Here is a 25326-nt window from a genome sequence, read left to right as displayed (position 1 = left end):
ATGACCGATCTCTACCGGACTGTCCGGTTGATCCGCCGCTTCGAGGAGCGCGCGATCGAGTTCGTGCGGTCCGGGGAGATCGTCGGGGGGATCCACCCCTACATCGGTCAGGAGGCGATCGCGGCCGGCGTCTGCGCGGCGCTCGGCCCGGACGACGTCCTCACCAGCACGCACCGCGGGCACGGCCACGTGCTGGCCCGCGGTGCGGACCCGGCCCGCCTGCTCGCCGAGCTGATGGGCCGGGAGACCGGTCTGAACAAGGGCCGCGGCGGCTCCATGCACGCGGCCGACTTCGCGCTCGGCATCCTCGGCGCGAACGCGATCGTCGGCGCGGCCGGATCGATCGCCACCGGCGCGGCCTGGGCCGCCCGCAGCCAGGGCCGGGACACCGTCGCCGCGACCTTCTTCGGGGACGGCGCGATGAACGAGGGCATGTTGCTGGAGGCCTTCAACCTGGCCGCGCTCTGGCAGGTGCCGGTCGTGTTCGTCTGCGAGAACAACGGCTACGCGACCACGATGCCGGTCGCGTCGGCGATCGCCGGCAGTATCACCGCCCGGGCGCGCGCGTTCGGGATGCCGGCCTTCACCGTCGACGGGCAGGATCCGGAGAAGGTGCTGGAGGCAATGAATACGGCGGTGGCCCGGGCCCGGGCCGGTCGCGGGCCGACCTTCCTGGAGTGCGTCACCTACCGGTTCGACGCGCATCACACCTTCGAGCACCGGGCGCGGCTCAGTTATCGCTCGACCGAAGAGATCTCGACTGGGCGTTCGCGGTGTCCGGTGGAGATCCAGGGCGCTCGGCTGACGGCCGCGGATCGCGCGGCCGTCGACGCCGAGGTCGAGTCCCTCCTCGACGCGGCGGCGGAGGTCGCACTGGGCAGCGCCCACCCAGACCCCGCCGCCGCGCTCGCCTACCTGTACGCCGGGGGCGCGTGATGCCGAAACTCTCGTACCTGAAGGCGCTCAACCGCGCGCTCGGCGACGAACTGGAGCGCGATCCGGCGGTTTTCCTGCTCGGCGAGGACATCCGGGCCGCCGCGTCCAATGTGACCGCCGGCCTGTTCGATCGCTTCGGCGCGGATCGGGTGCTCGACACCCCGCTGTCCGAGCAGGCGTTCACGAACTTCGCCACCGGAGCGGCGCTGGCCGGGATGCGGCCGGTGATCGAGTTCCAGATCCCCTCGCTGTTGTTCCTGGTCTTCGAGCAGATCGCCAACCAGGCGCACAAGTTCTCGCTGATGACCGGCGGCCAGTGCAAGGTCCCGGTGACGTACGTCGTCCCGGGCTCCGGCTCGCGGACCGGCTGGGCCGGGCAGCACTCCGACCACCCGTACGCGCTGTTCGCGCACGTCGGGGTGAAGACCGTCGTCCCGTCGACGCCGGCCGACGCCTACGGGCTGCTGGTCACCGCGATCCGGGACGACGATCCGGTGGTCGTGTTCGCGCCGTCCGGCGCCCTCGGCGTCCGCGAGGACCTGGACTTCGGCACGTTGGCGCCGATCCCGCTCGGCGAAGGCCGAATCGCCCGCAGCGGGACCGATGTCACCGTCGTTGCCCTCGGCCACTTGGTGCACGACGCGCTGGCCGTCGCCGACGAGTTGGCGGGCCGGGGCATCTCGGCCGAGGTCTTCGATCCCCGAACGGTCTATCCGCTCGATGTGGACGGCGTGGTCGAGTCGGTCGGCCGGACCGGCCGGCTGGTGGTCGTCGACGACTCGAACCGGACCAGCGGTTTCGCCGCCGAGATCCTCGCAGTCGTGGCCGAACGCTGCGACCTGGCCGCGCCGCCACGCCGAGTCACCCGCCCCGACGGCGCCGTGCTGCCGTTCGCCCTCGCGCTCGACCGGGCCGTCCAGCCCGGTCGAGAGCAGCTCGTCGCCGTGATCAATGCCGTCCTGGAGGACAGATGACCGACCTGTGGCACCAGTTGCCCGAGGCAACCCGAACCGCGCTGATCGCGCGCGGGACGGCGTCCTGGCGGCAGGTGTACCAAGGTGTCGCCACCCACAACAAGGTGTGGCGGCCGCTGCGGCCGCCAATCATGACCACCGCGGCGTACGCCGACATGACGCGCATCTCGGCCGCCGTCGCCCGGCTCATCCTCGCCGCGGCCCGCCGCCGGGCGTCGACCGCGGGTGAGCTGCGGGCCGCGCTCGGGATGCCGATCGGCTACATCGACCTGCTCGACGAAGGGCTGCCGCTGACCGACGATCTGATCGGCGGCGTCCGGGCGGACATCCTGCTCGCGAACGGGACGCCGTACCTGGTCGAGGCCAATATCGACAGCGCCCTCGGCGGAGCGCACGACTCCGACGGGATCGCGAGCCGCTTCCTGGCCGCGTACGCCGGGGAGCCCGCGCTGGCCGGGCTGACGAGTACGCCGTCCGCGGTCGACGCCCGCTACGAGGCCGTCCGCTCCGATCTCGGTCTCAGCGCGGACGATCGGCTCGCGATGGTCTTCACGACCGGCGGCAGCTACCCGGGCTCGCAGGACGGGCTCGCGATGATCAAACTGCTCGAAGGTTTCACCGAGCGCGGCCGCGAATTGGGTCTGGACATGCGCGTCTATCCGGTCGAATGGCTGACCCTCGACGACGCCGGCCGCCTGTGCGTCGACGACGGACCGATCGACGCCGTGCTGCGGATGTTCGTTCCGCAAGGGACCAAGCCGAGCGCGGGTCTGGACGCCCTGGCCACGGCCGTGCGGACGTCGTCCGTGCGGATCTTCACGCAGACCGCCAGCTGGCTGTTGGCGAGTAAGTCGATCTTCGCCTGGCTCTGGGACGACCTCGACGAGTTGGACGCGGCGGACGCCGAGCTCATCCGCAACCACGTCCCGCAGACGCACATCCTGGCGGCGGATCTGCGCGAGCGGGCTATCGCCGAGCAGCACGAGCTCGTGCTGAAACCGGCCGGTTCCTACGGTGGTGTCGGCGTCGTCGTCGGCCCGGAGGTCAATGCCGACGCGTGGCTCGGCGCTCTCGATCAGGCCCTTGCCGAAGGCGGCTACATCCTCCAGCAGTACGTTGCCGTCGACAACCTCACCATGCAGTTCGTCGACGTCGAGAGCGGTGCCGTGACCGAGGCCGACGTCCCGTTCTGCATTGCGCCGTACCTGTTCGGCGGCGTCCCGGCCGGTGCTTACCTGCGATTCGCCGTCCCCGGCGCGGGGCCGGTGGTCAACGTCGGGCAGGGCGCGCTCACGAGTGGGTTGCTGCTGACAACTGATCGGTGAGGAACGCCGTCAGCCGGTCGAGCGCGGTCTGCAACTGGGCCGCGTTCACCGAACTGCAGGACAGGCGGAGCGCATTGACCGGGGTGTTGTAGAAGTGCGCCATCGGCGTCCACAGGACCCCGTAGTCCTGGGCCGATCGGGCGAGCAGCTCGTCGTCGACCGGGAACGGGACGGTGAGCACGACGAAGAAGCCGCCGGTCGGCGTCGTCCAGCTGAGCTCGCCGTGGTGCGCTGCGAGGTGGTCGGTGATCGTGCGCAGGTTGGCGCTGTAGATCGCCCGTTCGCGGTGGTTGGCCGCGTCGAGGCTGAAGTCGTTGGCCAAGAGCTTGCCGCCGATGACCGCCTGGGCGATCGGGGAGGTGTTCACGGTGACCATGCTCTTCAGCTTCGCCAGTTCATCGGCGAGGATGCCGTCGGCCGTGGTCTGGTCGGCCACGACGTAGCCGACGCGGGCACCCGGGAGGCCGGTCTTGGCGAACGAGCCGAGATAGATCACCCGGCGGTCGGTGTCCAGGGACTTCAGCGTCGGCAGCCGATCGGCGCCGTCCGCGGGGAAGAGCCCGTACGGGTTGTCCTCCAGCAGCACGAGGTCTTCCTGGGCGGCGATCTCGAGGAGGCGGCGCCGGGTGTCCAGGTCCATGCTGAGGCCGGACGGGTTGGCGAAGTCGGGCATTACGTAGAACGCGCGCGGACGGCGCCCCTCGGCGCGGGCGGTCTTGATCGCGCTGAGCAGTTCGTCGAGATCGCCGTCCGGGACCGGCAGCACCGGGAGGTCGACGAGCCGGGCCGCGCCGGTGATGCCGACGTACGTCGGGGCGGTCGCCAGCAGGACGTCGGTGTCGTCGGCCCGGAAGGCGCGCAGGGTCAGCAGCATCGCCTCTTGGCACCCGGCCGTGACGACGATCGCTTCCGGGTCGACGTGGATGTTCTCGTCGACGGCGAGGTGCCGGGCGACCAGGTCGTGGACGATGCCCTTCGTCCGGCCGTACTGCAGGATCGTGCGCTGGACGGCCGGTTCGCTCAGACCCTGGTCGCGCAGGTGGGTCGCGAACCGCGCGAGGTAGCGCGGGACGTCGTCCAGGTCGAAGAACTCTTCGGTCGGGCGGCCGGCGGCGAGGGAGATCGCGTCCGGGTAGCGGTGCGAGATCTCGTTCAGGAAGTTCATCGAGTTCAGCGCGCGATCGGTGAGCGAGCCGTGCAGCGTGCTGACGTCGAGATCGGGCATCAGTCTCTCCCCGTGATCAGATCGGCGACCGCGGTCAGATCCGCGCAACCGGCCAAGAGCATCGCGTCCCGCAGTTCACGGCCGAGCGTCGTGAGCGCATCGGCCGGTACGCCGAGGGCGAGGGCCCACAGCAACGGACGCCCGACCAGGACGCCGTGCGCGCCGCGGGCGAGCGCTTTGACGATGTCGGCGCCACTGCGGATCCCGCTGTCCAGCAACACGGTCATCTCGTTGCCGACGGCATCGATGACGGAGCTGAGCGCGTCGATCGCGGCCGGTGCGCCGTCGAATTGCCGACCGCCGTGGTTCGAGACCACGAGCCCGTCGGCGCCGGCGTCGAGTGCGGTGAGCGCGTCGCGCGGGTCCAGGATGCCCTTGAGGACCAGGGGAAGGTCGGTCCGGCGCCGGATCCATTCGAGATCCCGCCAGGAGAACGCGGGATCGAAGGCGAGGGCGGTGTGCGCGGCGATCGCGGAGCCGGTCCCGGGGGTCTTATGTGCCTCTGTGTATTTGTCGACAAGATTGGCCGCGATCACCTCCGGCGGCAGCGCGAAGCCGTTCCGGACGTCGCGGAGACGCTGGCCCATGATCGGGACGTCGACCGTCACCATCAACGCGTGGCAGCCGGCTTCGGTGGCGCGGTCGATCAAGGCGCCGACCAGGTTGCGATCGCGGAGCCAGTACAGCTGGAACCACGACGGCGCCGCGGCCGCGATCTTCTCCAGCGGCGTACTGCTCAAGGTGCTGATCACATACGGGACTCCGGCCGCCGCGGCCGCCGCCGCGAGGAGCAGTTCGCCTTCGGGATGCAGGAGCTTCTGATACGCCATCGGCGCCACGGCCAGCGGCAGGGCGCACGGTGTCCTGAGCAACTTGGTCGTGGTCTTCGGTTGGTCCACCGCCCCGAGGATGCGTGGTGTCACGGTGATTGCGTCCAGTGCGGCGCGATTGCGATGCAACGTGAGCTCTGCGCCGCTGCCGCCGGCAACGAAATCGCGGACCGCGGCGGGGAGTACCGCCGCGGCCGCGGGTTCGTAGCCGGCGAGCGTTTCAGGCATGGGCGAAGATCCGGTTCAGCCAGGCGGCGGCCTCGGCCGTTGCCTGCTGACCGCCGTCCAGGATGCCGGGCATCGCGAAGAAGCCGTGCACCATCCCGTCGTACCGGCTCAACACGGTCGGTACGCCGGCCGCATGCAGCTTCTCGGCGTAGAACTCGCCCTCGTCGCGCAGCGGGTCGTACTCGGCGGTGATCACCAACGCTGGTGGCAATCCAGCGTGTGACTCGGCGAGTAGCGGCGATGCGAGCGGACTGAGCCCATCCCGTACGTCGGTCAGGTAGTGGCCCCAGTACCAGCCGACCGATGTCCGGTTGAACAGGTACGGATCGTCGCCGGTACGCATCGATTGCGTGTCCGCGCCGTACTTCGTATTCGGGTAGACGAGCAACTGACCGGCCAGCGTGGGGCCGTGGTCACGGGCGAGCAGGGTCGTCGCGGCCGCCAAGTTGCCGCCGGCACTGTCTCCGGCGACGACGATACGGGCCGGGTCGACCTGCAGTTTGTCGGCGTTCGCGGCGATCCACTGCGTCGCATCGTGACAATCGTGCACCGCCGCCGGGAACGGATGCTCCGGCGCGAGCCGGTATCCGACCGTGATGACCTGGCAGGGCACGGCATTCACCAGACGCCGCGTGATGCCGTCGGCCGTGTCGATACTGCCGAGCGTCCAGCCGCCGCCGAAGAAGTAGATCACCGTCGGCAGCGGGCCGTTCAGGTCGGGCCGGTAGAGCCGGAGTGGCAAACCGGCGTCGGTGCTGAGGTTCTCGACGTGATGGACCGGCTCGGCCTGGCCGCCCGCGGCCTGGATGGACGCCAGGTCGGCCGCGCGGGCCTCGGCCAGTGTCTGGGCGTAGAGCTGGGGGACGTTGCGCGCCGCCCGATCGGCGCGCATCGCCTCCACCTGCGGGTCCAGGGGCATCGGTTACCGCACCAGCTTCAGCGGTACCGAGGCCGCCATCGCCTGGTAACCGGCGTCGTTCGGGTGGATGTGGTCACCGGAGTCGTAGAGCGCGTTCAGCTTGCTCGGCGCGGCCGGGTCGCGCAGCACCTTGTCGAAGTCGAGGAGGCCGTCGAACTCACGGCTCGACCGCAGGTAGCTGTTCACTGCCTGCCGGGTGGCCTCCTTGGCCGGCGTCCAGCTGTCGGTGCCGCCGATGCCCTCGAACGGCGTGATCGTGGTGACCAGGCTGCGCAGCCCGCGCTGCTTGGCCTGGACGTTGACCTGCCGCAGCGCGTCGATGATCTCGGTCGCGGAGTCGTCCGACATCCAGATGTCGTTGACGCCGAGCTGGGTGATCACCGTGCGGACGCCGGTCTGTGCGAAGACGTCCTCGTTCAGGCGGGCCAGCGAGTTCGGGCCGATCTCGCCGAACCCGGGCATCGCGCCGTTGTCCGACGGCTCGGTGCCTTCGTGGTTGAGCCGGCTGCCGGCCAGGCCGGCGTTCAGCACACTCGGGAACGGCTTGCGGCCCGCGTCGGCCGCGAGGCGCTCGGCGAGCTGGTCCGGCCAGCGGTTGTTGGCGTTGAACGTGCTCGCGGTGCCGTCGGTGATCGAGTCGCCGAGGACGACGATCGAGCCCGCGGACTTCTCGGTCTGCACATCCACACCGGACAGGAAGAACCAGCAGCAGCGCCGGGTCAGCGTGTACGCCGCGCCGCCGGGCTGGGTGACGAGGTTCGCCGGGCCGACGAAGTTCTCCTGCAGCGACGAGCCGTGGAACGTCGTCGGGCCGGTGTTCTCCGGGAAGTAGATGCTGACGACCAGGTCGTCGAGGGTGCCCAGCTTCAGGTTGACCGGATCGCTGAGCAACTCGCTGCCCTTGATCATCGACGTGCTGCCGTTGCCGTTGAACGTCAGCGTGCGCAGGGTGCCCGGGTCGATGTCGGACTGTTCCGGCGTCGCCTTGTTGGGCTTGGCAACGGTCGCCGCGCCGACCTTGACGGTCTTCTCGCCGTAGATGTTCGACAGCCGGATCCGGATCTTGTCACCGCCGACGGTCGGCCGGACGATCAGCCGGACGCTCTGGTCGGTGAGGCCGAGGTTGGTCGACCCGGTGGCGTTGCCGTGGGTCACCGCGGTCGCCCAGCTGCCCACCCACGCGTCGTCGCGGTGCCCTCCTCCTCCGTAGCCCGCACCGGCGAGGGTGGAGCCGGTCAGGGTGAGTGCGGCGGTCAGCGCGACCGCGCGCCAGTGCTTCGGAACGTGCATGGACGGACCTCCCGGCGGAATGGAATCGGACGGAACGTAATACGCGCCGAAGAATCCGGTCAATGCGTCGGCAAATGCTCGTTCCGAATTGATTCCGGAGTGGGTTAGCCGGTGGTTCGGCAGCGGCGTTCGCAGGGGTATACCTTCGCGTGGGGACGGCGGTGATCGGGTGGCTCCGGAGAGCGACGAAACCGTGCCCAGTAGGCGGATTCCGGCTCTGGTCAGCCGCTTCGGCGTCCAGTAGAGTCGCCGCACGGCTGGGGGTGGCCGTTGTCCGAGGGGAACCTTCCGAAATGCCGCCTGAATGTACCGGTGACATTTATGTGCACCGCGTCCTGTCGTTGTTCGCGCAATTCTCCGAGCGGCTCGCGCTGGTTCGCGGCGACCGCCGGGCGACCTATGCCGAGCTGACCGCCGACGTACTCCGGATCGCGGCCGCGCTGCGCGACAACGGCGTCCGGCCCGGCGATCGGGTGCTCGTGATGGCCGCGAACTGCTTCGACGGGCCGGCGCTGCAGCTCGCGCTGCACCTGCACGGGTGCCGGGTGTTGTGGTGCGCGCCGGTCACCTCCCGGCGCGAGATCGACCGGTTCGCCGTCCTCGCCGACGCGGACGCCTTCGTGTACGACGAGGCCGCTGAGTTGGGCGCGGAGCTGGCGGCGACCTTGGCGCCGATGCCGGTGTTCACCGTCGCGGCGCTGGCGGCGGGCGAGCGAGCGGCGTACGTGATCGACCCGTCGGCGCCGGAGCCGGATTCGGTCTTGCAGACCAGCGGGACGACAGGTGATCCGAAGCTGGTGCATCACACGCAGTCGTTCTATCGGCAGATCCTCGAGCTGGCCGATGCCTATGTGCGTAACGGGTTTCCGCTGCTGCGGCACTATTCCGGCGCGCCGCTGTGGCTGGCCAGCGGGCAGATCACCAGCCTCTTCAATCTGTGTACCGGCGGGGTGCTGTTCCTGACCGACACCTGGTCGCCGGCGGAGTTCTACCGGACGGTGTCGGCCGAGCGGATCACCTCGACGTTCGTGACGCCGGCGATGCTGTACGAAGTCCTCGATCATCCCGGCGGCGCGGAGGTCGACTGCAGCAGTCTGTTCATGCTGAACGTCGGCGCGGGCCCGGCGACGCCGACGCGGCTGCGGCAGGGGATCGCGCGGTTCGGGCCGGTGTTGCGGATCGTCTACGGCTTGAGCGAGGCCGTGGTGGTGACCGCGCAGCCCGGCCTGACCGAGGACCCGGCACATCCCGAGCGGCTGGCGTCGGCGGGGACGCCGTACGGCGACGTCGAGCTGCAGATCCGCGACGACGACGGGAAGGTGCTCGGGCCCGGTCAGGACGGCGAGGTGTGGGTGCGGAGCAACCTGACCTTCGCCGGGTACCTCGGGCAGCCGGAGCTGACCGCCGAGACGCTGGTGGACGGGTGGCTGCGGACCCGTGATCTCGGTCATGTCGATGCCGACGGCTACTTGTTCCTGGTCGATCGGGTGCACGACATGATCGTCACCGCCCGGCGCAGCTGGGCGATCTTCTGCCGCCCGATCGAGGACGCCCTGGGCAGTCACCCGGCGGTCCGGGCGGCGGCGGTGATCGGCGTCCCGGATCCGGTGCTGGGGGAGGCCGTGCACGCGTTCGTGGTGGCGCGATCGGCGGTCACCGTGGCCGAGCTGCAGGACCACGTGACCGGCGTCCTCGGCGAGATCTGGCGGCCGACGACGATCGACTTCGTCGACGAGCTGCCGCTGACCCGGATCGCCAAGGTGGACAAGGTTGCCCTCCGCAAGCTTTATGCGGAGCTGCGGTCGTGACCGCCATGCGCGGGCTGGTGATCTTGTTCGTCGCCGATGTGCTGTCCGCGGTGGGTAGCCGGATCACGATGGTGGCGATTCCGTGGCTGGTGCTGGTGACCACCGGGAGCGCCTCGCGGATGGGGCTGGTCGCGGCGGTCGAGCTGGTGCCCTACATCGTCGTCAGCATCATGGCCGGGCCGTTGATCGATCGGCTGACGCCTCGGCGGACGGCGATCCTGGCGAACCTGACCAGCGCCGTTGCCGTGGCCGCGGTCGCGGGGGCAGCCAAGAGCGGGTTCGCGGTCCTGCTGGTGCTGGTTGCGGTCGCCGGCGGGCTGCGTGGCGCGGCGGATCGGGCGAAGGAATTGCTGGTGCGGCCGATGGCCGAGGCGGCCGAGGTGAAGCTGATCCGGGTGACGTCGTTGCACGAGTCGTTCTCGCGCGGCGCGACGTTGCTCGGGGCTCCATTGGGTGGCTTGTTGATCTACTGGACGGACGCGGCCACGGTGCTCTGGATCGACGCCGCGACGTTCGTGGTCTGCGGGTTGCTGGTCGCCGGGTTCGTCCGGCCGCCGGAGGCCGGGTCGGCGGCGCGGACGGACAAGTACTTCAAGGCGTTGGTGGCCGGGTTCGCCTACGTGCGCCGGGATGCCTTACTGGCAACGATGTTGCTGACCACCTTCATGGTGAACATCTTCGCCAGCGCGAGTACGGCGGTGTTCATCCCGGTCTGGGTTCGAGATGTGCTTGGGTCGCCGGCCGGGCTCGGGCTGACGCTGGGCGCGTTCGCGGGCGGGGCGCTGGTCGGGAGTATCGCGTTCGCGGTCTGGGCGACGAAGGTGCCGCGGTACCTGACGTTTGCGCTGGGTGCGTTCATCGGCGGCAGTCCGCGGCTGCTGGTGCTCGGGTTGAGTGAAAACCTGGTGCTGGTGGTCGTGGTGACATTCCTGTCCGGGGTCGGGATCGCGGCGATCAATCCGGTCTTCGGGGCAGTGCTCTACGAGCATGTGCCGAAGGAGTTGCAGGCGCGGGTGATCGGGCTGGTGGCGGCGGCGTCCTTTGCCGGCCTGCCGTTGGGGGCGTTGCTGGCGGGGGAGCTGGTGAGTGGGTTCGGGTTGATCCCCGCGTTGATCGGCTCGGGGCTGGTTTGTCTGGTGGTGAGCGCGTATCCGTTGATCCGGCGTGGTCCGGGCCGGGTGCTGGAGGCCGTATGAACGAGGCGACCGATCCGTACTGCCTGGCGTACGGCGAGAGCGAGGAGTTGCTCGCCGGGCATCCGTGGCGCCGCTTCGTCGTCCTCGGGGACAGCGTGGCCGAAGGGCTGTGCGAGCCGGTCGCGGGGTACAGCGATCTGCAGTGGGCGGCCCGGATCGCTCATGAGCTCGGGCCGATCGCGTATCTGAACCTCGGCGTCAGCGGGTTGCGGACCCGCGAGATCCTGGCGAGCCAGCTCGAACCGGCCGTTGCCTTCGGCCCTGATCTGGCCCTGGTCGTTGGCGGCGGCAACGATGCGTTCCCCGCGACCTACGACGCGGATCGGGTCGATCGCGAGCTGACCACGATGATCACCACGCTGCAGGACGCCGGTGCGCTGGTCATGACGCTGGGGATGTTCGACGTCTCGTACAGCCCGGCCGTCGTCGAGTGGCTACGTCCGGGCCTGCGGCAGCGGATGCGCACGCTCTCGGAGCGGACGGCGGCCCTCGCCGAGAAGCTCGGGACGGTGCACGTGAACCTCACCGATCACCCGCTGTCGACCGACCCAGGGCTCTACAGCTCGGACGGCCGGCACGGCAACGCCCGCAGCGACGCCGTCGCCACCGCCGAAACCATCCGAGCCCTCGGCCGCCACCTCCGCCCCACCTCCTAGGCCAACCCACAAGACACGGAGCGAGCCCCACCACCCCGTTTGCTGGGCTGACTCACCAGGTTGGTGGGCTGACCCAGCAGGGCGAGGGTGGGCCAACCGCCTGCGGTGGGTGCACCCGCGGTTTGGTGGGCTGGCTCACCAGGTTGGTGGGCTGACTCGTCGGGTTGGTGGGTTGACCCAGCAGGGCGAGGGTGGGCCAACCGCCTGCGGTGGGTGCACCTGCGGTTTGGTGGGCTGACCCATCAGGTTGGTGGGTTGGCCCGGTGGGGTGGGGGTGGGCCAACCGCCTGCGGTGGGTGCACCTGCGGTTTGGTGGGCTGACTCATCAGGTTGGTGGGTTGGCCCGGTGGGGTGGGGGTGGGCCAACCGCCTGCGGTGGGTGCACCCGCGGTTTGCTGGGCTGACTCACCAGGTTGGTGGGCTGACCCAGCAAATGGGGGTGGGGGTGGGGCGGTGGGTCAGAGCTTCCGGAGTCTGACCCAGCGGACGGCGTGGTCCTGGCCCTTGCGCAGGACGAGGGTGGCGCGGGAGCGGGTGGGGAGGATGTTCTCGCGCAGGTTCGGGCCGTTGATGCCGTCCCAGAGCGATTCGGCCTTCTTCGCGGCCTCCTCGCGGCTGAGCTCTCCGTACCGGACGAAGTACGACTCGGGGTTGCGGAAGGCCGTCTCCCAGAGTTTGAGGAAGCGGTGCACGTACCAGGAGCGGATGTCGGCGGCGGCCGCGTCGACGTATACGGAGAAGTCGAAGAAGTCGCTGACCGCCAGGCCGCTCTTGCCGTCGGCGTGCCGCGGGGCGGGCTGGAGGACGTTGAGACCCTCGAGGAGCAGGATGTCGGGCTGCTCGACGGTGGTGCGGACGTCTTGCATGCGGTCGTAGTGCAGGTGCGAGTAGACCGGCGCCTCGACGGCGTCCATCCCGGATTTCACCTCGACGACGAAGCGGAGCAGCGACTTGCGGTCGTAGGACTCCGGGAAGCCTTTGCGGAGCATCAGGCCGCGGCGCTCGAGCTCGGCGTTCGGCCAGAGGAAGCCGTCGGTGGTGACGAGCGCGACGCGCGGGTGCTCGGGCCAGCGGGCCAGCAGCTCGCGGAGCAGGCGGGCGGTGGTCGACTTGCCGACGGCAACCGAGCCGCCGATGCCGATCACGAACGGCGTCCGGGTGGCGGCGGGTTTGCCGAGGAAGCTCTCGGTGTCCTCGTGCAGGGCGCGCGCGTGCCGGACGTAGAGCGACAGGATCCGGGACAGCGGGAGGTAGACCTCGCGGACCTCGTCGAGGTCGATCTCGTCGCCGAGGCCGCGCAGACGCTCGATTTCCTCGGCCGTCAGCGGGGAAACCGTGGACTCCGCCAGCTTCGCCCAAGCGGCACGGTCCAGCTCGGTGTAGGGAGTCACCTCCCGCGGCGGCTGCAGCATGGCCCCCATTCTTCCCACAGGCGCGGACCGCACCACACCGCGTCGGCGTGGGCTTCGTCTCAACCCGGCATCACTGCGTCCGAAACTTTCGGTCGATCGGCCGATACAGTTGGCCTGTGGCGCAGCGGGTGACGATCGCGGAGATCGCGGAACAGGCCGGGGTGTCGGTGCCGACGGTCTCCAAGGTGCTGAACGGGCGGGCCGATGTGGCCGAGGAGACCCGCGCCCGGGTCGAGCGGCTGATCCGCGAGCACGGCTACCGGCGGCGGGCGAGTGGGACGCCGGCGTCCCCGATGATCGACCTGGTCTTCAGCCAGCTCGGGGGCGAGTGGGCGATCGAGCTGATCCGCGGCGTCGAGGAGGTCGCGCGGGCCGAGGGCGTCGAGGTGGTGCTCTCGGAGTGTGGCGGAGCCTGGCGGCCGCGGCAGGAGTGGATCGAGTCGGTGCTGAATCGGCGTCCGCTGGGCGCGATCCTGGTCTTCTCCGACCTGGACGCCGACCAGCGTGCCCAGCTGGAGGCGCGGCGCATCCCCTTCGTCGTCGTCGACCCGGTCGGCGACGTGGGCCCCGACGTACCGGCGATCGGCTCGGCGAACTGGAACGGCGGCCGCCTCGCCACCCAGCACCTGACCGCCCTCGGCCACACCCGGATCGCCGTCATCGGCGGCCCCGACGACGTCCTCTGCTCCCGTCAGCGCGTCGACGGCTACACCGACGCCCTCCGCTCCAGCGGACTCACCGTCGACCCCGCTCTCGTCCGCACCGGCGACTTCAGCGTCACCGGCGGCCACCGCGAAGCCCTCGCTCTGCTCCGCCTCCCCGACCCGCCCACCGCCATCTTCGCCGCCTCCGACCTGACCGCCCTCGGCGTCTACCAAGCCGCCCGCGAACTCACCCTCGAAATCCCCCGCGACCTCTCCGTCGTCGGCTACGACGACCTCCCCGTCGCGCAACACGTAGGCCCCACCCTCACCACCGTCCACCAACCCCTCCACCACATGGCCGAACTAGCCACCCGCCTAGTCCTCGACCTCTCCCGGGGCGCCACCCCCACCGCCCTCCGCCTCGACCTGGCCGTCTCCCTCCAAGTCCGCCAATCAACCACCAAGCACAAGGGTTAGGGTGGCGGCATGATCGTCGGCGTGGGGATTGATGTGGTCGACGTGGAGCGGTTCATGAAGACGCTGGAGCGGACGCCGGGGTTACGGGATCGGGTGTTCACGGCGGTGGAGGCGGCGCGGAAGCCGGCTTCGCTGGCGGCTCGGTTTGCGGCCAAGGAGGCGTTGGCGAAGGCGTTGGGGGCGCCGGCGGGGATGCATTGGCATGACGCCGAGGTGCAGACGGACGAGACCGGGCGGCCGTGGTTGGAGATTCGGGGGACGGTGGCGGCGCAGGCGGCCCGGCTCGGGGTACAGAGTCTGCATCTGTCGTTGAGTCATGATGCGGGGATCGCCTCCGCTGTGGTGATTCTGGAGGGCTGAGATGCGGCGCGCGCACACCGTGGAGCAGGTTCGGGCGGCGGAGGCGGAGCTGATGGCCCGGCTGCCCGAGGGCACGCTGATGGAGCGCGCGGCGACCGGGCTGGCGGTTGCGCTGAGCAACTTCCTGAGGCGGACGTACGGCGCTCGGGTCGTGTTGCTGATCGGCTCCGGTGACAACGGCGGCGACGCCTTGTACGCCGGTGCGCGGCTGGCCCGCCGTGGGGCGCAGGTGATCGCCGTCCTGCTCTCCGACCGGGCACACCAAGGCGGTCTGACCGCGCTGCAAGCAGCCGGCGGGCGGGTTGGCACACCAGAAGACATCCCCGGTGCGGACGTCGTGGTCGACGGGATCGTCGGCATCGGCGGGCGGCCGGGTCTACGACCGGACGCGTTGGACGCCGTCACACTGGCCGCCGAACACGACGTACCGATTGTTGCCGTCGACATCCCCTCCGGAGTGGATGTGGACAGCGGCGAGACACCAGAGCCACATGTGCACGCAGCACTCACCGTCACCTTCGGCACGCACAAGATCTGCCACCTGGTCGATCCGGCCGCGTCGGCCTGCGGTCCGGTGCATCTGGTCGACATCGGGCTCGACCTCCCCGAAGCGCCCGTCCAGTCGCTGCAGTCCGCCGACGTCCGCGCGCTCTACCCAGTCCCGGACGCCGACTCCGACAAGTACTCCCGCGGCGTCCTCGGCCTGATCGCCGGCTCGACGCAGTACCCCGGCGCCGCAGTCATCGCCACCACCGGCGCACTGGCCGGCCCGCTCGGCATGCTCCGCTACCTCGGCCCGGACGCCGTCGCCCAGGCCGTCCTAACCAAACACCCCGAGGTGGTCGTCGGCGAGGGCCGCGTGCAGGCCTGGGCCGTCGGCTCGGGCCTCAGCCCCGAAACGCTCGACCGCGAGCTGTTCGACCGCATCACCCAGCAGCAAGAGGTGCCAGTCGTAGTGGACGCCGGTGGCATCGCCGCCCTCGACACCGACCGCGCCGGCTACGTGGTGATCACCCCACACGCAGGCGAGCTCAGCCAGCTGATCGGCGTGCCGCGCGCCGAGATCGAGGCGCGGCGGCTGCACTACGCCCGTCTGGTCGCAGAGGACCGCCGGCTCGTCGTACTGCTGAAAGGCGCGACCACTGTGGTCGCCGAACCCGACGGCAGCGCGTACGTGAACCCCATCGCCACACCATGGTTGGCAACGGCCGGCTCAGGTGATGTCCTCGCAGGGCTGCTCGGATCGCTCCTGGCCGGCGGCGTCCCCGAGTTCGAGGCCGCAGCGGTCGCGGCCTACCTGCACGCCGCCGCCGGCCAGTTGGCCGCCACAGACGGCCCGGTCACCGCGATGAAGGTTGCGGCAGCGCTACCCGAGGTGACTCGCCAGCTCCTCTAGCGAGTGGCCGAGAAGGTGACGCCGCCCTTGCCGTCCGCAGTTGTCAGGCTCAGCCGGTTGGACTCCACCGAGTAGCTGACCTCACCCTTCAGCGCTTTCAGCAGCGCCGCCTCCGTCTTGCCGGCCTCACCGCTGCAGGCGATCCGGGTGGTGGAGAGCTCGCCGAAAGTCAGCTTGCCGTCGGCCCGGGTGACCTTGCCCTGTAGCTCGTTGCACCCGGTCGATCCGGTGACTCGATCGCCGTTCAGCGTGATCCACGCCTTCTCGGCGCCGACCTGATGGGAGGCCACATCGCCCTCGATGATCGTGTCGAGGGTCCAACGGGTGCCGTCGACTGCCAGATCGGGCTCCGCGACCTCCCGGTCGGTGAGGGAGATCGTCGTACTCGCGGTGCTGATGGTCAGCGTGGTGGCGTTCAGTGACCACTTCGGTTTGTCGGACAGGATGCGGGTCAGCCAACCGTCCTGGTCCTGGCGGCCGGGGCAGCCCATGTCCGTCGAGGCCAGGCCGCCGTCCGTCAGCGTGATCCGCCCGTCGTCGACCGAGACGCGGCCCTGCATCGAGTTGCACCCGGCGTCCGCGATCAGGCGGCCGTCGTCGGTGAACTGCAGCCGCACCTTCGTGTTCTGCGCGAGCTGTTTGGGCTTGCCGTCCTCGGTGACGGCCGTGGACAGGTAGGTCTTGCCGGTCAGCGAGCCGCCGCCGGCGGGCGCGTCGTTTCCGCAGGCGGTCAGGGCGAGCAGCAGTCCGGCTCCGACGAGGGCGATCATCCGCATCTTCACACCCTAGGGACGCAACGGGTGACGCGTTCGTTGCAGTGGGTCGATACCGTGAAGGCAACGTAAAGACGCGGAAAGGGCCGCCCTGGGGGTGGCGGATCAGATCACGGTTCGATAACGTCAGCGCCCGTACACGGTCGCGAACGTGCACACCACGGCCGGCGTCTGCCGGTCCCACTGGGGATCCAACCGAATCAAGGTGACGCGGCCGGTCGCGGTAGCACTGGGGCAACACAGCGGGCGGCTCGTCGAAGCAAACGAAGGATCTTTTCGCATGCCCCCCTTCCGAACTGCCCGGCGCCGACTCGTCGTCCCGGCGGTCTTCCTCGCACTGGCCGGCCTGGTCGCCGTGCCGATCGCCGTCCAGGCGGCCAAGGAGAACCCCGTCGCGGCGTCCACCACCGGTACCGCGGTCAGCACGGTCACCGATCTCCCGAGTGTCGGGCGCGTCGAGAGCTGTGTCCTCGACAAGAGCTCCGGCTGCACGGTCCTGCACGGCTTCGGCAAGAAGCCGGTCGCGATCACCGCGATCGCGTCCGGGCCCGCCCAGCTGTCGATCGACCCGGCCCGAACCACCGACAAGAGCTACCGGCTGCGCGCGCTCCGCCGCGACGGCCAGAGCTACCGCAGCGGCACCAAACTGCGCTACACCGCGCACTACGACTTCGTCGCCGCGCCCGCGCAGCCGACGACGCCGACGCCGACCGTGACGGCAACCCCGAAGCCGACGCCGAAACCCACTCCGAAGCCGACTCCGACCGCGACGACGTCGACCCCGACCAAGCCGCCGACCGTGACGCCGACGACTACGCCGCCGACCACCAACCCGGGCCAGTCGTGCACCAAGCCGACCTGGACGACCACCGCCACCGGTAACGCGGGCGAGGGCCGGACGTACGGCCAGTACTACGTGCACAACAACATGTGGAACAACCACAACGGCACGTACACGATGGCGGTCTGCAACTACAACAGCTGGTACGAGGACGTCACCCAGGCCCGGCCCGGCGACAACGGCGTCCAGGCGTATCCCAACGTGCACAAGGACTACGACGACTTCCCGCTGGCGAAGATCCAGTCGGCCAAGTTCGCGGGCGTCGGGCCGAGTTGCTCGGGCTGCATCTACAACATCGCTTTCGACGTCTGGATCAACAACGGCTTCGAGAACGAGCTGATGATCTGGACGCAGAACCACGGCCAGACCCCGGCCGGCTCCAAGGTCGGCACCACGACCATCGGCGGCCAGCAGTACGAGGTGTGGAAGACCGGCGGCGTGAACTCGCAGGGCGGCATCTTCACCTACAAGTCCGTGAACACGCAGGCCGCCGGCACCATGCCGCTGCAGGCGTTCTTCAAGGACCTCGAGGCCCGCAAGTGGATCCCGGCGAACTCGACCACCTGGCAGGTCGACTTCGGCGTCGAGGTCGTGTCGACCAACAACACCAAGCAGCGGTTCTACTTCAACGCCTTCGAAATCGATGAGAGCTAGTTCGATCCAGGAGAGTTGAGCACGGGAGGCACCAGGCCGGTTGCGTAGGGTCTCCTGCGTGACCGGTCTGGTGATCTTCGACAACGACGGCGTGCTGGTGGACTCCGAGCGGCTGGCCAACACGATCCTGGCCGAGCTGCTCACCGAGGCCGGTCTGCCGTACACGTTCGACGAGGCAGTCCGCGATTTCATGGGCGGCAGCATGAAGTCGATGCGCGAGAACGCCGAAGCGCAACTCGGCCGCCCGCTGCCCGCCGATCTCGAGGACCGATACCACCAGCGGCTTTTCGACGGCTTCGCGCACCTGCAGGCGATCGAGGGCGTCGAGGACGTCCTCGACCAGCTGGACGCTGCCGGTACGCCGTACTGTCTGGCCTCCTCCGGAACGCACCGGCGGATCCGGACGGCGCTCACCGCGGTCGGCTTTCTCGACCGGTTCGCGGGCCGAATCTTCAGCGCCGAGGACGTCGCGCACGGCAAACCCGCGCCCGATCTGTTCCTGCACGCGGCCGCCAGCCAAGGCGTTCCGCCGGCGGACTGCGTGGTCGTCGAGGACAGCCCGCTCGGCGTCGCGGCGGCCAACGCGGCCGGGATGACGGTCTTCGGCTACGCCGGGATGACGGACCCGGCGAAGCTGGCGACAGCGCGTGAAGTTTTCCACAAGATGTCATCCCTCCCGGGATTGATCAGCGGGGCCTGAGACACTGGTAGAGCTATGGCTACTCTCCGGTCACCAGACGGCAGACCGCCTCGCGAGCGTCCGACGCGCGCCGAGGCGATCGTCGACCTGGCTGCGATCCGGCACAACGTGGCCACGCTGCGTGGTTATGCCGAGGGCGCCCAGCTGATGACCGTGGTCAAGGCCGACGGGTACGGGCACGGCATCGTCCCGGTCGCCCAGGCCGCGCGCGCCGCCGGCGCCGACTGGATCGGCGCCGCCGTCCTGGAGGAGGCGCTCGACCTGCGGGACGCCGGTGACACCGGCCCGATCTTCTGCTGGCTGACGACCCCGGGCGAGCCGCTGGCCGAGGCGATCGCCGAGGGGATCGACCTGTCCGCGGGCGCGCCGTGGGAGATCGACGAGCTGGCCGCCGGGGTGGTCGACCGGCCGGCCCGGGTGCATCTGAAGATCGACACCGGGATGAGCCGCGGCGGCGCCGTCCCGGAGGAGTGGCCGGCGCTGATCCGGGCCGCGCTGCGCGAGCAGGCGGCCGGCCGGATCGAGATCAAGGGCATCTGGTCACATCTGGCGAATTCGGATGAGCCGAAGAGCGAGGTGAACGACTCGCAGCTGGCGACGTTCACGCACGCGATCGAAGTGGCCGAGTCGTTCGGCGTCGAGGCCGAGTTCAAGCACCTGGCCAACTCGGGCGCCACGCTCGCGCTGCCGGAGACCCACTTCAACCTGGTCCGGCCGGGCGTCGCGACGTACGGGTTGTCGCCGTTCGGGCACTCGAAACCGGCGGCCGAGTTGGGTCTGCGGCCCGCGATGACGCTGAAGGCCCGGCTCGCGATGGTGAAGCGGGTGCCGGCCGGCGTCGGCGTCTCCTACGGCCTGACCTGGACGGCGCCGCGTCCGTCGAACCTCGGCCTGATCCCGCTCGGCTACGGCGACGGTCTCCCGCGGCATGCGTCGAACGGCGCGCCCGTCCAGTTCCACGACGCCCGGCGCAGCATCGTCGGCCGCATCTGTATGGACCAGTGCGTCGTCAACCTCGAGGACGACGACGTCGCCCCGGGGGACGAGGTCGTCCTGTTCGGCCCCGGCGCATCCGGTGAGCCGAGTGTCGACGACTGGGCGGATGCCGCCCGCACGATCAACTACGAGATCGTCACGCGGCTCGGCCCGCGGATTCCCCGGCGGTACGTCGACACCGCACCGATGACCGGCCCTGCTTCCGGCCCCGGCGAGAGGTAGACCGATGTCCAAGGCAGGGCGGACCGCAGGGCTGATCGGAGCCGCGGTCGGAGTGCTGGCGGCCGGTGCGGCGGCCGGTGTCGCCGTCGAGCGGACGGTGATCGGCCGGCGGTCCGGGCAGCGCGCGCAGCTGGAGGCCGAGCCGTTCGGCTCGCTGCGCGGGACGCCGCACGTCTTCACCGCGGACGACGGCGTCGAGCTGTACGTCGAGGTCGACGAGCTGAAGCGCTCCCGGCGTCCGGCCCCGCCGAAGAAACGGTTCGCCCTGACCGGGGCGGTGGGGCGGGGAAGGAATCGAGACAGCAAGCTGCCGTTACCGCCCGAGGACCTGACCGTGATTTTCGCGCACGGTTACGGGCTGAACATGGATGCCTGGCACTTCGAGCGTCGCGACCTGGCCGGGATCGGCACGATGGTCTTCTACGACCAGCGCTCGCACGGCCGGTCCGGGCGGTCGCCGAAGGAGAACATCAGTATCGACCAGCTCGGCCGCGACCTCGGCGGCATCCTGGAGCAGTTCGCGCCGACCGGCCCGGTGATCCTGATCGGGCACTCGATGGGCGGCATGTCGATCATGGCACTCGCCGATCAGCATCCGGAGATCTTCGGCGACCGGGTGATCGGCGTCGGGCTGTGCTCGACGAGCGCGGGCCGGCTGGACGAAGTGCCGATCATCCTGCCCGGGCTGCCGGGCCGGTGGCTGCGGCAGCTGGCGACGCCGACGGTCTCGGCGCTGGCGCGCGTCCCCGATGTGGTCGAGCGCGGCCGGAAGGCGGGGACGGATATCAGCTACCTGCTGACCCGGAAGTACTCGTTCGGCTCCGAGGTGCCGCCCGCGTTCACCGAGTTCGTCAACGAGATGATCGCGGCGACGCCGATCTCGGTGATCGCGGATTTCTACCCGATCTTCGCGCTGCACGACAAGTACGAGTCGCTGGAGCCGTTGCAGAAGGTCGAGTGCGTCGTTGTCGGTGGTGACAAGGACGCGCTGACGCCGTTCGCGCACGCCGAGGAGATCGTCCGCCGGGTGCCCGGCGCCGAGCTCGTGGAGGTGCGCAACTGCGGCCATCTGGGCCTGATCGAGCACCACCGTGAGTTCACCGCGGCGCTCCTTGGCATGATCGAGCGAGCAGAAGTCTCGTTGCTGGGAAACTCTTGAGGGTGGCATGACCGATTTGCACGTCGTCGACGCGACGTCCGAGCACGTGGCCGACATCGTCGCGGTGATCCATCACGCGTTCGCCGCGCGCCGGGTTCTGGACCCGCCGTCGACGGCGCTGTCCGAGAACGCCGCGACGGTCGGCGCGGCCGTCGAGAAACACGGCGGGCTGCTGGTGCTGATCGACGGCGCCCCGGCCGGCGCCGTCCTGTTCGAGGTCGAGGGTGAGGTGCTGAACCTGCGCCGCGTCTCGGTCGACCCCCGGCACCAGGCCCGCGGGGTCGCGTCCGCGATGGTCGGCTGCGCCGAGGAGGTCGCCGTCCGGCGCGGGCTGGCGCGGGTCCGGCTGGTGGCGCGGGTCGAGCTGCCTGACACCGTCGAGTTCTGGCGCCGGCGCGGGTACTCCGTCGTCGAGCGGCAGGACCACAACCTGATCCACGCCAAGGCGATGCCGATCGAGCGGACGGTGCCGACGGCCGAGGACATGCGGGCGATCGCGGCGGAGCTCGCGGGTCAGCTGCGCGCGGGCGACGTTCTGGTGCTGTCCGGGGATCTCGGCGCCGGGAAGACGACGTTCACCCAGGGGCTCGGCGCGGGGCTGAAGGTGCGTGGCGACATCACGTCGCCGACGTTCGTGATCTCCCGCGTGCACCCGTCGCTGGTCGGAGGGCCCGCGCTCGTCCATGTGGACGCCTACCGGCTGGGCGGTTTCGCCGAGCTGGACGACCTCGATCTGGATGCGAGCCTGGACGACGCGGTCACCGTGGTCGAGTGGGGTCACGGTTTGGCCGAGGCGCTCGCGCCGGACCGGCTGGACGTCGTGGTGACCCGAGGCGATGACGACACCGACGAGACCCGGCAGTTGCGGATCACCCCGGTGGGTCCGCGCTGGGCGGCGTCCGGCGTTCGCGTGTCCGTACTGGAGAAGAACTGACATGCTGCTTGCTTTCGACACGTCGAGCGCGGCCGTGACCGTCGCGGTCGCGGATCCGGTCACCGGCGCGATCGCCGCCTCCTCGACCACGGTGGACGCGCTGCGGCACGGCGAGCTGCTCGCCCCCGCGATCGCGGCCGCGCTGGAGACCGCGGGCTGCACGGCCCGCGAGCTGAGCCGGATCGCCGTCGGCGTCGGGCCGGGGCCGTTCACCGGCCTCCGGGTCGGCCTGGTCACCGCGCGCACGATGGCCGACGTCCTCGGGATCGAGGTCGCGGGTGTCTGCAGCCTCGACATCCTGGCCCGGCAGTCCGCCTTGGCCCTTCCGGTCGCCGTCGCGACGGATGCGCGGCGCAAGGAGGTCTACTGGGCACTGTACGACGGCCCGGCGGCCGATGGCAGCCGCCGCCGGTTGGAGGGGCCCGCGGTCGACAAGCCGGCCGACGTCGCGCATGTGCTGTCCGGGTTGCCGGTGATCGGGCGGGGCGCGGTGCTGTACGGCGAGACGCTCGGCGTACCGGCCGAAGGCGTCGTCGAGTACCCGTCGGCCGAGGTCCTTGCGCATGGGGTTGCCACCGGCACCCTGGAGATCGTGCCGCCGACGCCGCTGTACCTGCGGCGGCCGGATGTCACTATGTCGGCCGGGCCCAAGAGCGTGCTGTGAGACCTGCGATTCGGCCTGCCGTCGCGGCGGACCTCGACGCGGTGAGCGGGCTGGACGCGGCGTGTTTCGGGGCGGAGGCCTGGAGTACCGTCAGTTGGTCGTCGGAGTTCGCGCGGGCGGATCGGGTGATCCTGGTGGCGGACGAAGGGGACGTCGTCGGGTACGTGGTGCTGCTGGTGCCGCCGGTCGAGGTCGACGTGGTCGAGTTGCTGCGGATCGCGGTCCGGCCGGAGGAACGGCGTACCGGGATCGGGCGGCAGTTGATGGCGGCGGCGCTGGAGCGGTGCGCCGGGCGGACGGTCCTGCTGGAGGTTGCCGCGGGCAACGAGTCGGCGATCGCCCTGTACGGCGGGTACGGGTTCGAACAGATCAGCCGGCGGCGCGGGTACTACGCCGGTGGCGAAGATGCGGTGATCATGCGGTGGCGGGAGACAGCGTGAGCAAGGAAGAGCCTCTGATCCTCGGGATCGAGACGTCGTGTGACGAGACCGGCGTCGGTATCGTGCGCGGGCAGACGTTGCTCGCCGACGCGATCGCCTCCAGTGTCGAGGAGCATGCGCGGTTCGGCGGCGTCGTACCGGAGGTGGCCAGCCGGGCGCACCTGGAGGCGATGGTGCCGACGATCCGGCGCGCCTGCGAGACGGCCGGGATCAAGCCGGCCGATGTGGACGCCGTCGCGGTCACCAGCGGGCCCGGTCTGGCCGGCGCGCTGCTGGTCGGCGTCGCCGCGGCGAAGGGCCTGGCGCTGTCGCTCGACAAGCCGCTGTACGGCGTGAACCACCTGGCCGCGCATGTCGCGGTCGACACGCTGGAGCACGGTGACCTGCCGAAGGGCTGTGTCGCGATGCTCGTCTCGGGTGGGCACTCTTCGCTGCTCGCCGTCGAGGACATCACCGAGGGCGTGACGCCGATGGGTAGCACGATCGACGACGCGGCCGGGGAGGCGTTCGACAAGGTTGCGCGCGTGCTCGGGCTGCCGTTCCCCGGTGGGCCTTATGTCGACAAGGCCGCGCAGGACGGCGGCGACCGGGCGTACGTGCGGTTCCCGCGCGGGCTGACGTCGCAGCGCGATCTCGAGCGGCACCGGTTCGATTTCTCGTTCTCCGGGCTGAAGACCGCGGTCGCGCGCTGGGTCGAGGCGAAGCGGCGGGACGGCGAGGACGTGCCGGTCAACCACGTCGCCGCGGCCTTTCAGGAGGCGGTGTGTGATGTGCTGACGCGGAAGGCGATCGACGCGTGCAAGGACCGCGGGTTCGAGCATCTGTTGATCGGTGGCGGCGTCGCGGCGAACTCGCGGCTGCGGCAGATGGCCGAGGAGCGGTGCAGCGCGGCCGGGATCGCGGTGCGGGTGCCGCGGCCGGGGCTGTGTACCGACAACGGCGCGATGGTCGCGGCGCTCGGCTCCGAGCTGGTCCGCGCCGGGAAGGCGCCGTCGCCGCTCGGTCTGCCGGCTGACTCGTCGATGCCGATCACGGAGGTGCTGAACAAGTGAAGTGGACACACCCGGGCGGTTTCGAGGCGGACGACGACCTCGCGCGGATCGACGTCGACGTCGTCCACGGCTTCCTGAGTACGTCGTACTGGGCGACCGGCATCCCGCGGGAGCTGGTGGCCCAGGCGCTGGCCGGCTCGCTGAATGTCGGCGTCTACGCTGCGGACGGCGCCTTGGTCGCCTTCGCCCGCGCAGTCACCGACCGGACGACGTTCGCCTGGATCGCCGACGTCTTCGTCCTCCCCGAGTACCAGGGCCACGGCCTCGGCAAGTTCGTCGTCGCCACGCTCCTCGAACACCCCGAGCTCCAGGGCCTGCGCAGCATGATGCTCGCCACCAACGACGCCCACGAGCTCTACCGCCGCCACGGCTTCACCGAAGTCGACCCCGGCAACGTCATGGCGCTCCGCCACAAACCCACCGACCTCTACCGGTGAACCGCCCCGGCGTGGACCTCGTCCACAATCCACCCGCCGCCACCACCCTCATCCTCCTCGCCCACGGCGGCTACGAACACTCCACCAAAACCCCCGGCCCCTGGCGCCCGCCCATCCTTCGTCTCCACCCCTTCGCCACCGCCGCCCGCACCGCTGCCCCCGCAGCCGCCATCGGCCTCCTCCGCTACCGCCACCGCGGCTGGAACGCAGCCGGCGACGCTGCCGTGGACCTTCGAGCTGTGCTTGACGGCCTGCCGGGGCGGTTCGAGCGGGTTGTGTTGGTGGGGCATTCGATGGGTGGGCGCGCGGTGGTTGCGGCGGGAGCGCACCCTCGGGTGGCCGGGGTACTGGGGCTGGCGCCCTGGTTACCGGTTGACGAGCCGTTGAGCGCACTTCGGCCGCCGGTGACGTTTGCTCATGGCAACGATGATCGGGTGACGTCGCCGAAGGGGACGGTTGCGTACGCGAACCGCTTGCGGGCGGCGGGGACACCGGTGACTGTGCACCTGTTGGACGGCGAGACGCACGCGATGCTGCGGCGCGCCGAGGACTGGAACACCATCGTCACCACCTTCGTCCAGGAGGTGCTGAGCGGCGCAGTTGGTGAGGAGAAGGACCGGGTGTGGCCGGCGGGGCCGGCGCGTGGTTCGGCACCCGCGGTGTTGCAGATTGCTTGGGCGCGACTGCGGATGCCGGTCCGTGAGCGGATCCGGGTGTAAAAGTTAGTGGCGGGCCTCCGGAAGAGGGCATCAGCTGGACGCAGCACCTCGCCCGCCGG

25 protein-coding genes are annotated in these 25326 nt (G+C 70.1%); 19 read left to right on the top strand and 6 right to left on the bottom strand.

Translation table 11 applies throughout. From position 1 onward, the window contains the following. From HPO96_RS18780 to HPO96_RS18770, 3 genes are read left to right on the top strand one after another with little or no spacing between them, the layout of a single operon-like run. Positions 1-936, top strand: coding sequence for a thiamine pyrophosphate-dependent dehydrogenase E1 component subunit alpha (locus tag HPO96_RS18780; protein ID WP_171674800.1), 936 nt, complete (start codon positions 1-3; stop codon positions 934-936). Continuing rightward, the gene (locus HPO96_RS18775; protein ID WP_171674799.1) at positions 936-1910 is read left to right on the top strand and encodes an alpha-ketoacid dehydrogenase subunit beta; all 975 of its coding nucleotides are present in this window, start codon (positions 936-938) and stop codon (positions 1908-1910) included. The genes HPO96_RS18780 and HPO96_RS18775 overlap by 1 nt, the downstream gene beginning before the upstream one ends. Beyond that, the gene (locus HPO96_RS18770; RefSeq protein ID WP_171674798.1) at positions 1907-3235 is read left to right on the top strand and encodes a hypothetical protein; all 1329 of its coding nucleotides are present in this window, start codon (positions 1907-1909) and stop codon (positions 3233-3235) included. The genes HPO96_RS18775 and HPO96_RS18770 overlap by 4 nt, the downstream gene beginning before the upstream one ends. Here HPO96_RS18770 and HPO96_RS18765 read toward each other — a convergent pair. The 4 genes from HPO96_RS18765 to HPO96_RS18750 are packed head-to-tail and all read right to left on the bottom strand — an operon-like array spanning position 3201 to position 7727. Further along, entirely contained in the window at positions 3201-4460 is a 1260-nt protein-coding gene (locus tag HPO96_RS18765) for an aminotransferase-like domain-containing protein (protein ID WP_171674797.1), read from the bottom strand. The two genes, HPO96_RS18770 and HPO96_RS18765, sit on opposite strands and share 35 nt — an antisense overlap. Then, positions 4460-5518 carry an alpha-hydroxy acid oxidase gene (locus HPO96_RS18760; protein ID WP_171674796.1) on the bottom strand — a complete coding sequence of 353 codons (1059 nt, stop codon included), beginning with the start codon at positions 5516-5518 and terminating at the stop codon, positions 4460-4462. Before HPO96_RS18760 ends, HPO96_RS18765 begins: the two co-directional genes overlap by 1 nt. After that, a complete protein-coding gene (locus HPO96_RS18755) occupies positions 5511-6437 on the bottom strand; it encodes an alpha/beta hydrolase (protein ID WP_171674795.1) in 927 nt (308 codons plus the stop codon). The genes HPO96_RS18760 and HPO96_RS18755 overlap by 8 nt, the downstream gene beginning before the upstream one ends. Positions 6438-6440: 3 nt before the next feature. Further along, positions 6441-7727 carry an SGNH/GDSL hydrolase family protein gene (locus HPO96_RS18750; RefSeq protein WP_171674794.1) on the bottom strand — a complete coding sequence of 429 codons (1287 nt, stop codon included), beginning with the start codon at positions 7725-7727 and terminating at the stop codon, positions 6441-6443. 293 nt (positions 7728-8020) lie between these two features. Between HPO96_RS18750 and HPO96_RS18745 the strand changes: the two genes are divergently transcribed. Genes HPO96_RS18745 through HPO96_RS18735 form a run of 3 tightly spaced genes read left to right on the top strand, consistent with a single transcriptional unit; the run spans position 8021 to position 11387 of the window. Continuing rightward, entirely contained in the window at positions 8021-9535 is a 1515-nt protein-coding gene (locus tag HPO96_RS18745) for a class I adenylate-forming enzyme family protein (protein WP_171674793.1), read from the top strand. A 5-nt stretch (positions 9536-9540) separates the two neighbouring features. Then, on the top strand, positions 9541-10731 hold the full coding sequence (locus HPO96_RS18740; RefSeq protein ID WP_171675148.1) for an MFS transporter: 1191 nt from the start codon (positions 9541-9543) through the stop codon (positions 10729-10731). Continuing rightward, positions 10728-11387: an SGNH/GDSL hydrolase family protein gene (locus HPO96_RS18735; protein ID WP_171674792.1), complete on the top strand. Its 660-nt coding sequence runs from the start codon at positions 10728-10730 to the stop codon at positions 11385-11387. Before HPO96_RS18740 ends, HPO96_RS18735 begins: the two co-directional genes overlap by 4 nt. 458 nt (positions 11388-11845) lie before the next feature. Here HPO96_RS18735 and coaA read toward each other — a convergent pair whose 3' ends face one another. Further along, positions 11846-12799 carry a type I pantothenate kinase gene (gene coaA, locus HPO96_RS18730; RefSeq protein WP_238355297.1) on the bottom strand — a complete coding sequence of 318 codons (954 nt, stop codon included), beginning with the start codon at positions 12797-12799 and terminating at the stop codon, positions 11846-11848. Between the two features lie 116 nt (positions 12800-12915). Here coaA and HPO96_RS18725 point away from each other — a divergent pair, with 116 nt between their 5' ends. From HPO96_RS18725 to HPO96_RS18715, 3 genes are read left to right on the top strand one after another with little or no spacing between them, the layout of a single operon-like run. Further along, complete coding sequence (locus tag HPO96_RS18725) at positions 12916-13920, top strand: LacI family DNA-binding transcriptional regulator (protein ID WP_337796710.1); 1005 nt, start codon at positions 12916-12918, stop codon at positions 13918-13920. 9 nt (positions 13921-13929) lie between these two features. Next, the gene (locus HPO96_RS18720; protein WP_171674790.1) at positions 13930-14280 is read left to right on the top strand and encodes a holo-ACP synthase; all 351 of its coding nucleotides are present in this window, start codon (positions 13930-13932) and stop codon (positions 14278-14280) included. Between the two features lies 1 nt (position 14281). Beyond that, a complete protein-coding gene (locus HPO96_RS18715) occupies positions 14282-15676 on the top strand; it encodes an NAD(P)H-hydrate dehydratase (protein WP_171674789.1) in 1395 nt (464 codons plus the stop codon). Here HPO96_RS18715 and HPO96_RS18710 read toward each other — a convergent pair. Beyond that, on the bottom strand, positions 15673-16452 hold the full coding sequence (locus tag HPO96_RS18710; protein WP_238355296.1) for an META domain-containing protein: 780 nt from the start codon (positions 16450-16452) through the stop codon (positions 15673-15675). The two genes, HPO96_RS18715 and HPO96_RS18710, sit on opposite strands and share 4 nt — an antisense overlap. A gap of 277 nt (positions 16453-16729) precedes the next feature. Here HPO96_RS18710 and HPO96_RS18705 point away from each other — a divergent pair, with 277 nt between their 5' ends. From HPO96_RS18705 to HPO96_RS38340, 10 genes are read left to right on the top strand one after another with little or no spacing between them, the layout of a single operon-like run. Then, complete coding sequence (locus HPO96_RS18705) at positions 16730-17944, top strand: GH12 family glycosyl hydrolase domain-containing protein (RefSeq protein ID WP_171674788.1); 1215 nt, start codon at positions 16730-16732, stop codon at positions 17942-17944. 58 nt (positions 17945-18002) lie between these two features. After that, on the top strand, positions 18003-18644 hold the full coding sequence (locus tag HPO96_RS18700) for an HAD family hydrolase (RefSeq protein ID WP_337796709.1): 642 nt from the start codon (positions 18003-18005) through the stop codon (positions 18642-18644). Positions 18645-18659: 15 nt separating this feature from the next. Further along, entirely contained in the window at positions 18660-19862 is a 1203-nt protein-coding gene (gene alr / locus HPO96_RS18695) for an alanine racemase (RefSeq protein WP_171674787.1), read from the top strand. Positions 19863-19866: 4 nt separating this feature from the next. After that, complete coding sequence (locus HPO96_RS18690; protein ID WP_171674786.1) at positions 19867-21021, top strand: alpha/beta fold hydrolase; 1155 nt, start codon at positions 19867-19869, stop codon at positions 21019-21021. A gap of 7 nt (positions 21022-21028) precedes the next feature. Then, the gene (tsaE, locus tag HPO96_RS18685; RefSeq protein ID WP_171674785.1) at positions 21029-21955 is read left to right on the top strand and encodes a tRNA (adenosine(37)-N6)-threonylcarbamoyltransferase complex ATPase subunit type 1 TsaE; all 927 of its coding nucleotides are present in this window, start codon (positions 21029-21031) and stop codon (positions 21953-21955) included. Position 21956: 1 nt separating this feature from the next. After that, positions 21957-22619 (top strand): tRNA (adenosine(37)-N6)-threonylcarbamoyltransferase complex dimerization subunit type 1 TsaB, encoded by a 663-nt coding sequence (tsaB, locus tag HPO96_RS18680; RefSeq protein WP_171674784.1) that lies wholly within the window; start codon positions 21957-21959, stop codon positions 22617-22619. Next, the gene (gene rimI, locus HPO96_RS18675; RefSeq protein ID WP_171674783.1) at positions 22616-23059 is read left to right on the top strand and encodes a ribosomal protein S18-alanine N-acetyltransferase; all 444 of its coding nucleotides are present in this window, start codon (positions 22616-22618) and stop codon (positions 23057-23059) included. The genes tsaB and rimI overlap by 4 nt, the downstream gene beginning before the upstream one ends. Next, the gene (gene tsaD / locus HPO96_RS18670) at positions 23056-24111 is read left to right on the top strand and encodes a tRNA (adenosine(37)-N6)-threonylcarbamoyltransferase complex transferase subunit TsaD (protein ID WP_171674782.1); all 1056 of its coding nucleotides are present in this window, start codon (positions 23056-23058) and stop codon (positions 24109-24111) included. Before rimI ends, tsaD begins: the two co-directional genes overlap by 4 nt. After that, on the top strand, positions 24108-24548 hold the full coding sequence (locus HPO96_RS18665; protein WP_171674781.1) for a GNAT family N-acetyltransferase: 441 nt from the start codon (positions 24108-24110) through the stop codon (positions 24546-24548). Before tsaD ends, HPO96_RS18665 begins: the two co-directional genes overlap by 4 nt. 11 nt (positions 24549-24559) lie before the next feature. Next, entirely contained in the window at positions 24560-25267 is a 708-nt protein-coding gene (locus HPO96_RS38340) for a dienelactone hydrolase family protein (RefSeq protein WP_337796708.1), read from the top strand. The last annotated feature ends 59 nt before the right edge of the window (positions 25268-25326 follow it).

Source organism: Kribbella sandramycini (assembly GCF_013131805.1).
GTDB lineage: Bacteria > Actinomycetota > Actinomycetes > Propionibacteriales > Kribbellaceae > Kribbella > Kribbella sandramycini.
This window is presented reverse-complemented; position numbering and strand designations above follow the sequence as displayed.

Excerpts from the sequence above, each read along its gene's own strand:
- HPO96_RS18780 (WP_171674800.1), top strand. The coding sequence starts at position 1 with ATGACCGATCTCTACCGGACTGTCCGGTTGATCCGCCGCTTCGAGGAG.
- HPO96_RS18775 (WP_171674799.1), top strand. The coding sequence starts at position 936 with ATGCCGAAACTCTCGTACCTGAAGGCGCTCAACCGCGCGCTCGGCGAC.
- HPO96_RS18770 (WP_171674798.1), top strand. The coding sequence starts at position 1,907 with ATGACCGACCTGTGGCACCAGTTGCCCGAGGCAACCCGAACCGCGCTG.
- HPO96_RS18765 (WP_171674797.1), bottom strand. The coding sequence starts at position 4,460 with ATGCCCGATCTCGACGTCAGCACGCTGCACGGCTCGCTCACCGATCGC.
- HPO96_RS18760 (WP_171674796.1), bottom strand. The coding sequence starts at position 5,518 with ATGCCTGAAACGCTCGCCGGCTACGAACCCGCGGCCGCGGCGGTACTC.
- HPO96_RS18755 (WP_171674795.1), bottom strand. The coding sequence starts at position 6,437 with ATGCCCCTGGACCCGCAGGTGGAGGCGATGCGCGCCGATCGGGCGGCG.
- HPO96_RS18750 (WP_171674794.1), bottom strand. The coding sequence starts at position 7,727 with ATGCACGTTCCGAAGCACTGGCGCGCGGTCGCGCTGACCGCCGCACTC.
- HPO96_RS18745 (WP_171674793.1), top strand. The coding sequence starts at position 8,021 with ATGCCGCCTGAATGTACCGGTGACATTTATGTGCACCGCGTCCTGTCG.
- HPO96_RS18740 (WP_171675148.1), top strand. The coding sequence starts at position 9,541 with ATGCGCGGGCTGGTGATCTTGTTCGTCGCCGATGTGCTGTCCGCGGTG.
- HPO96_RS18735 (WP_171674792.1), top strand. The coding sequence starts at position 10,728 with ATGAACGAGGCGACCGATCCGTACTGCCTGGCGTACGGCGAGAGCGAG.
- coaA (WP_238355297.1), bottom strand. The coding sequence starts at position 12,799 with ATGCTGCAGCCGCCGCGGGAGGTGACTCCCTACACCGAGCTGGACCGT.
- HPO96_RS18720 (WP_171674790.1), top strand. The coding sequence starts at position 13,930 with ATGATCGTCGGCGTGGGGATTGATGTGGTCGACGTGGAGCGGTTCATG.
- HPO96_RS18715 (WP_171674789.1), top strand. The coding sequence starts at position 14,282 with ATGCGGCGCGCGCACACCGTGGAGCAGGTTCGGGCGGCGGAGGCGGAG.
- HPO96_RS18710 (WP_238355296.1), bottom strand. The coding sequence starts at position 16,452 with ATGCGGATGATCGCCCTCGTCGGAGCCGGACTGCTGCTCGCCCTGACC.
- HPO96_RS18705 (WP_171674788.1), top strand. The coding sequence starts at position 16,730 with ATGCCCCCCTTCCGAACTGCCCGGCGCCGACTCGTCGTCCCGGCGGTC.
- alr (WP_171674787.1), top strand. The coding sequence starts at position 18,660 with ATGGCTACTCTCCGGTCACCAGACGGCAGACCGCCTCGCGAGCGTCCG.
- HPO96_RS18690 (WP_171674786.1), top strand. The coding sequence starts at position 19,867 with ATGTCCAAGGCAGGGCGGACCGCAGGGCTGATCGGAGCCGCGGTCGGA.
- tsaE (WP_171674785.1), top strand. The coding sequence starts at position 21,029 with ATGACCGATTTGCACGTCGTCGACGCGACGTCCGAGCACGTGGCCGAC.
- tsaB (WP_171674784.1), top strand. The coding sequence starts at position 21,957 with ATGCTGCTTGCTTTCGACACGTCGAGCGCGGCCGTGACCGTCGCGGTC.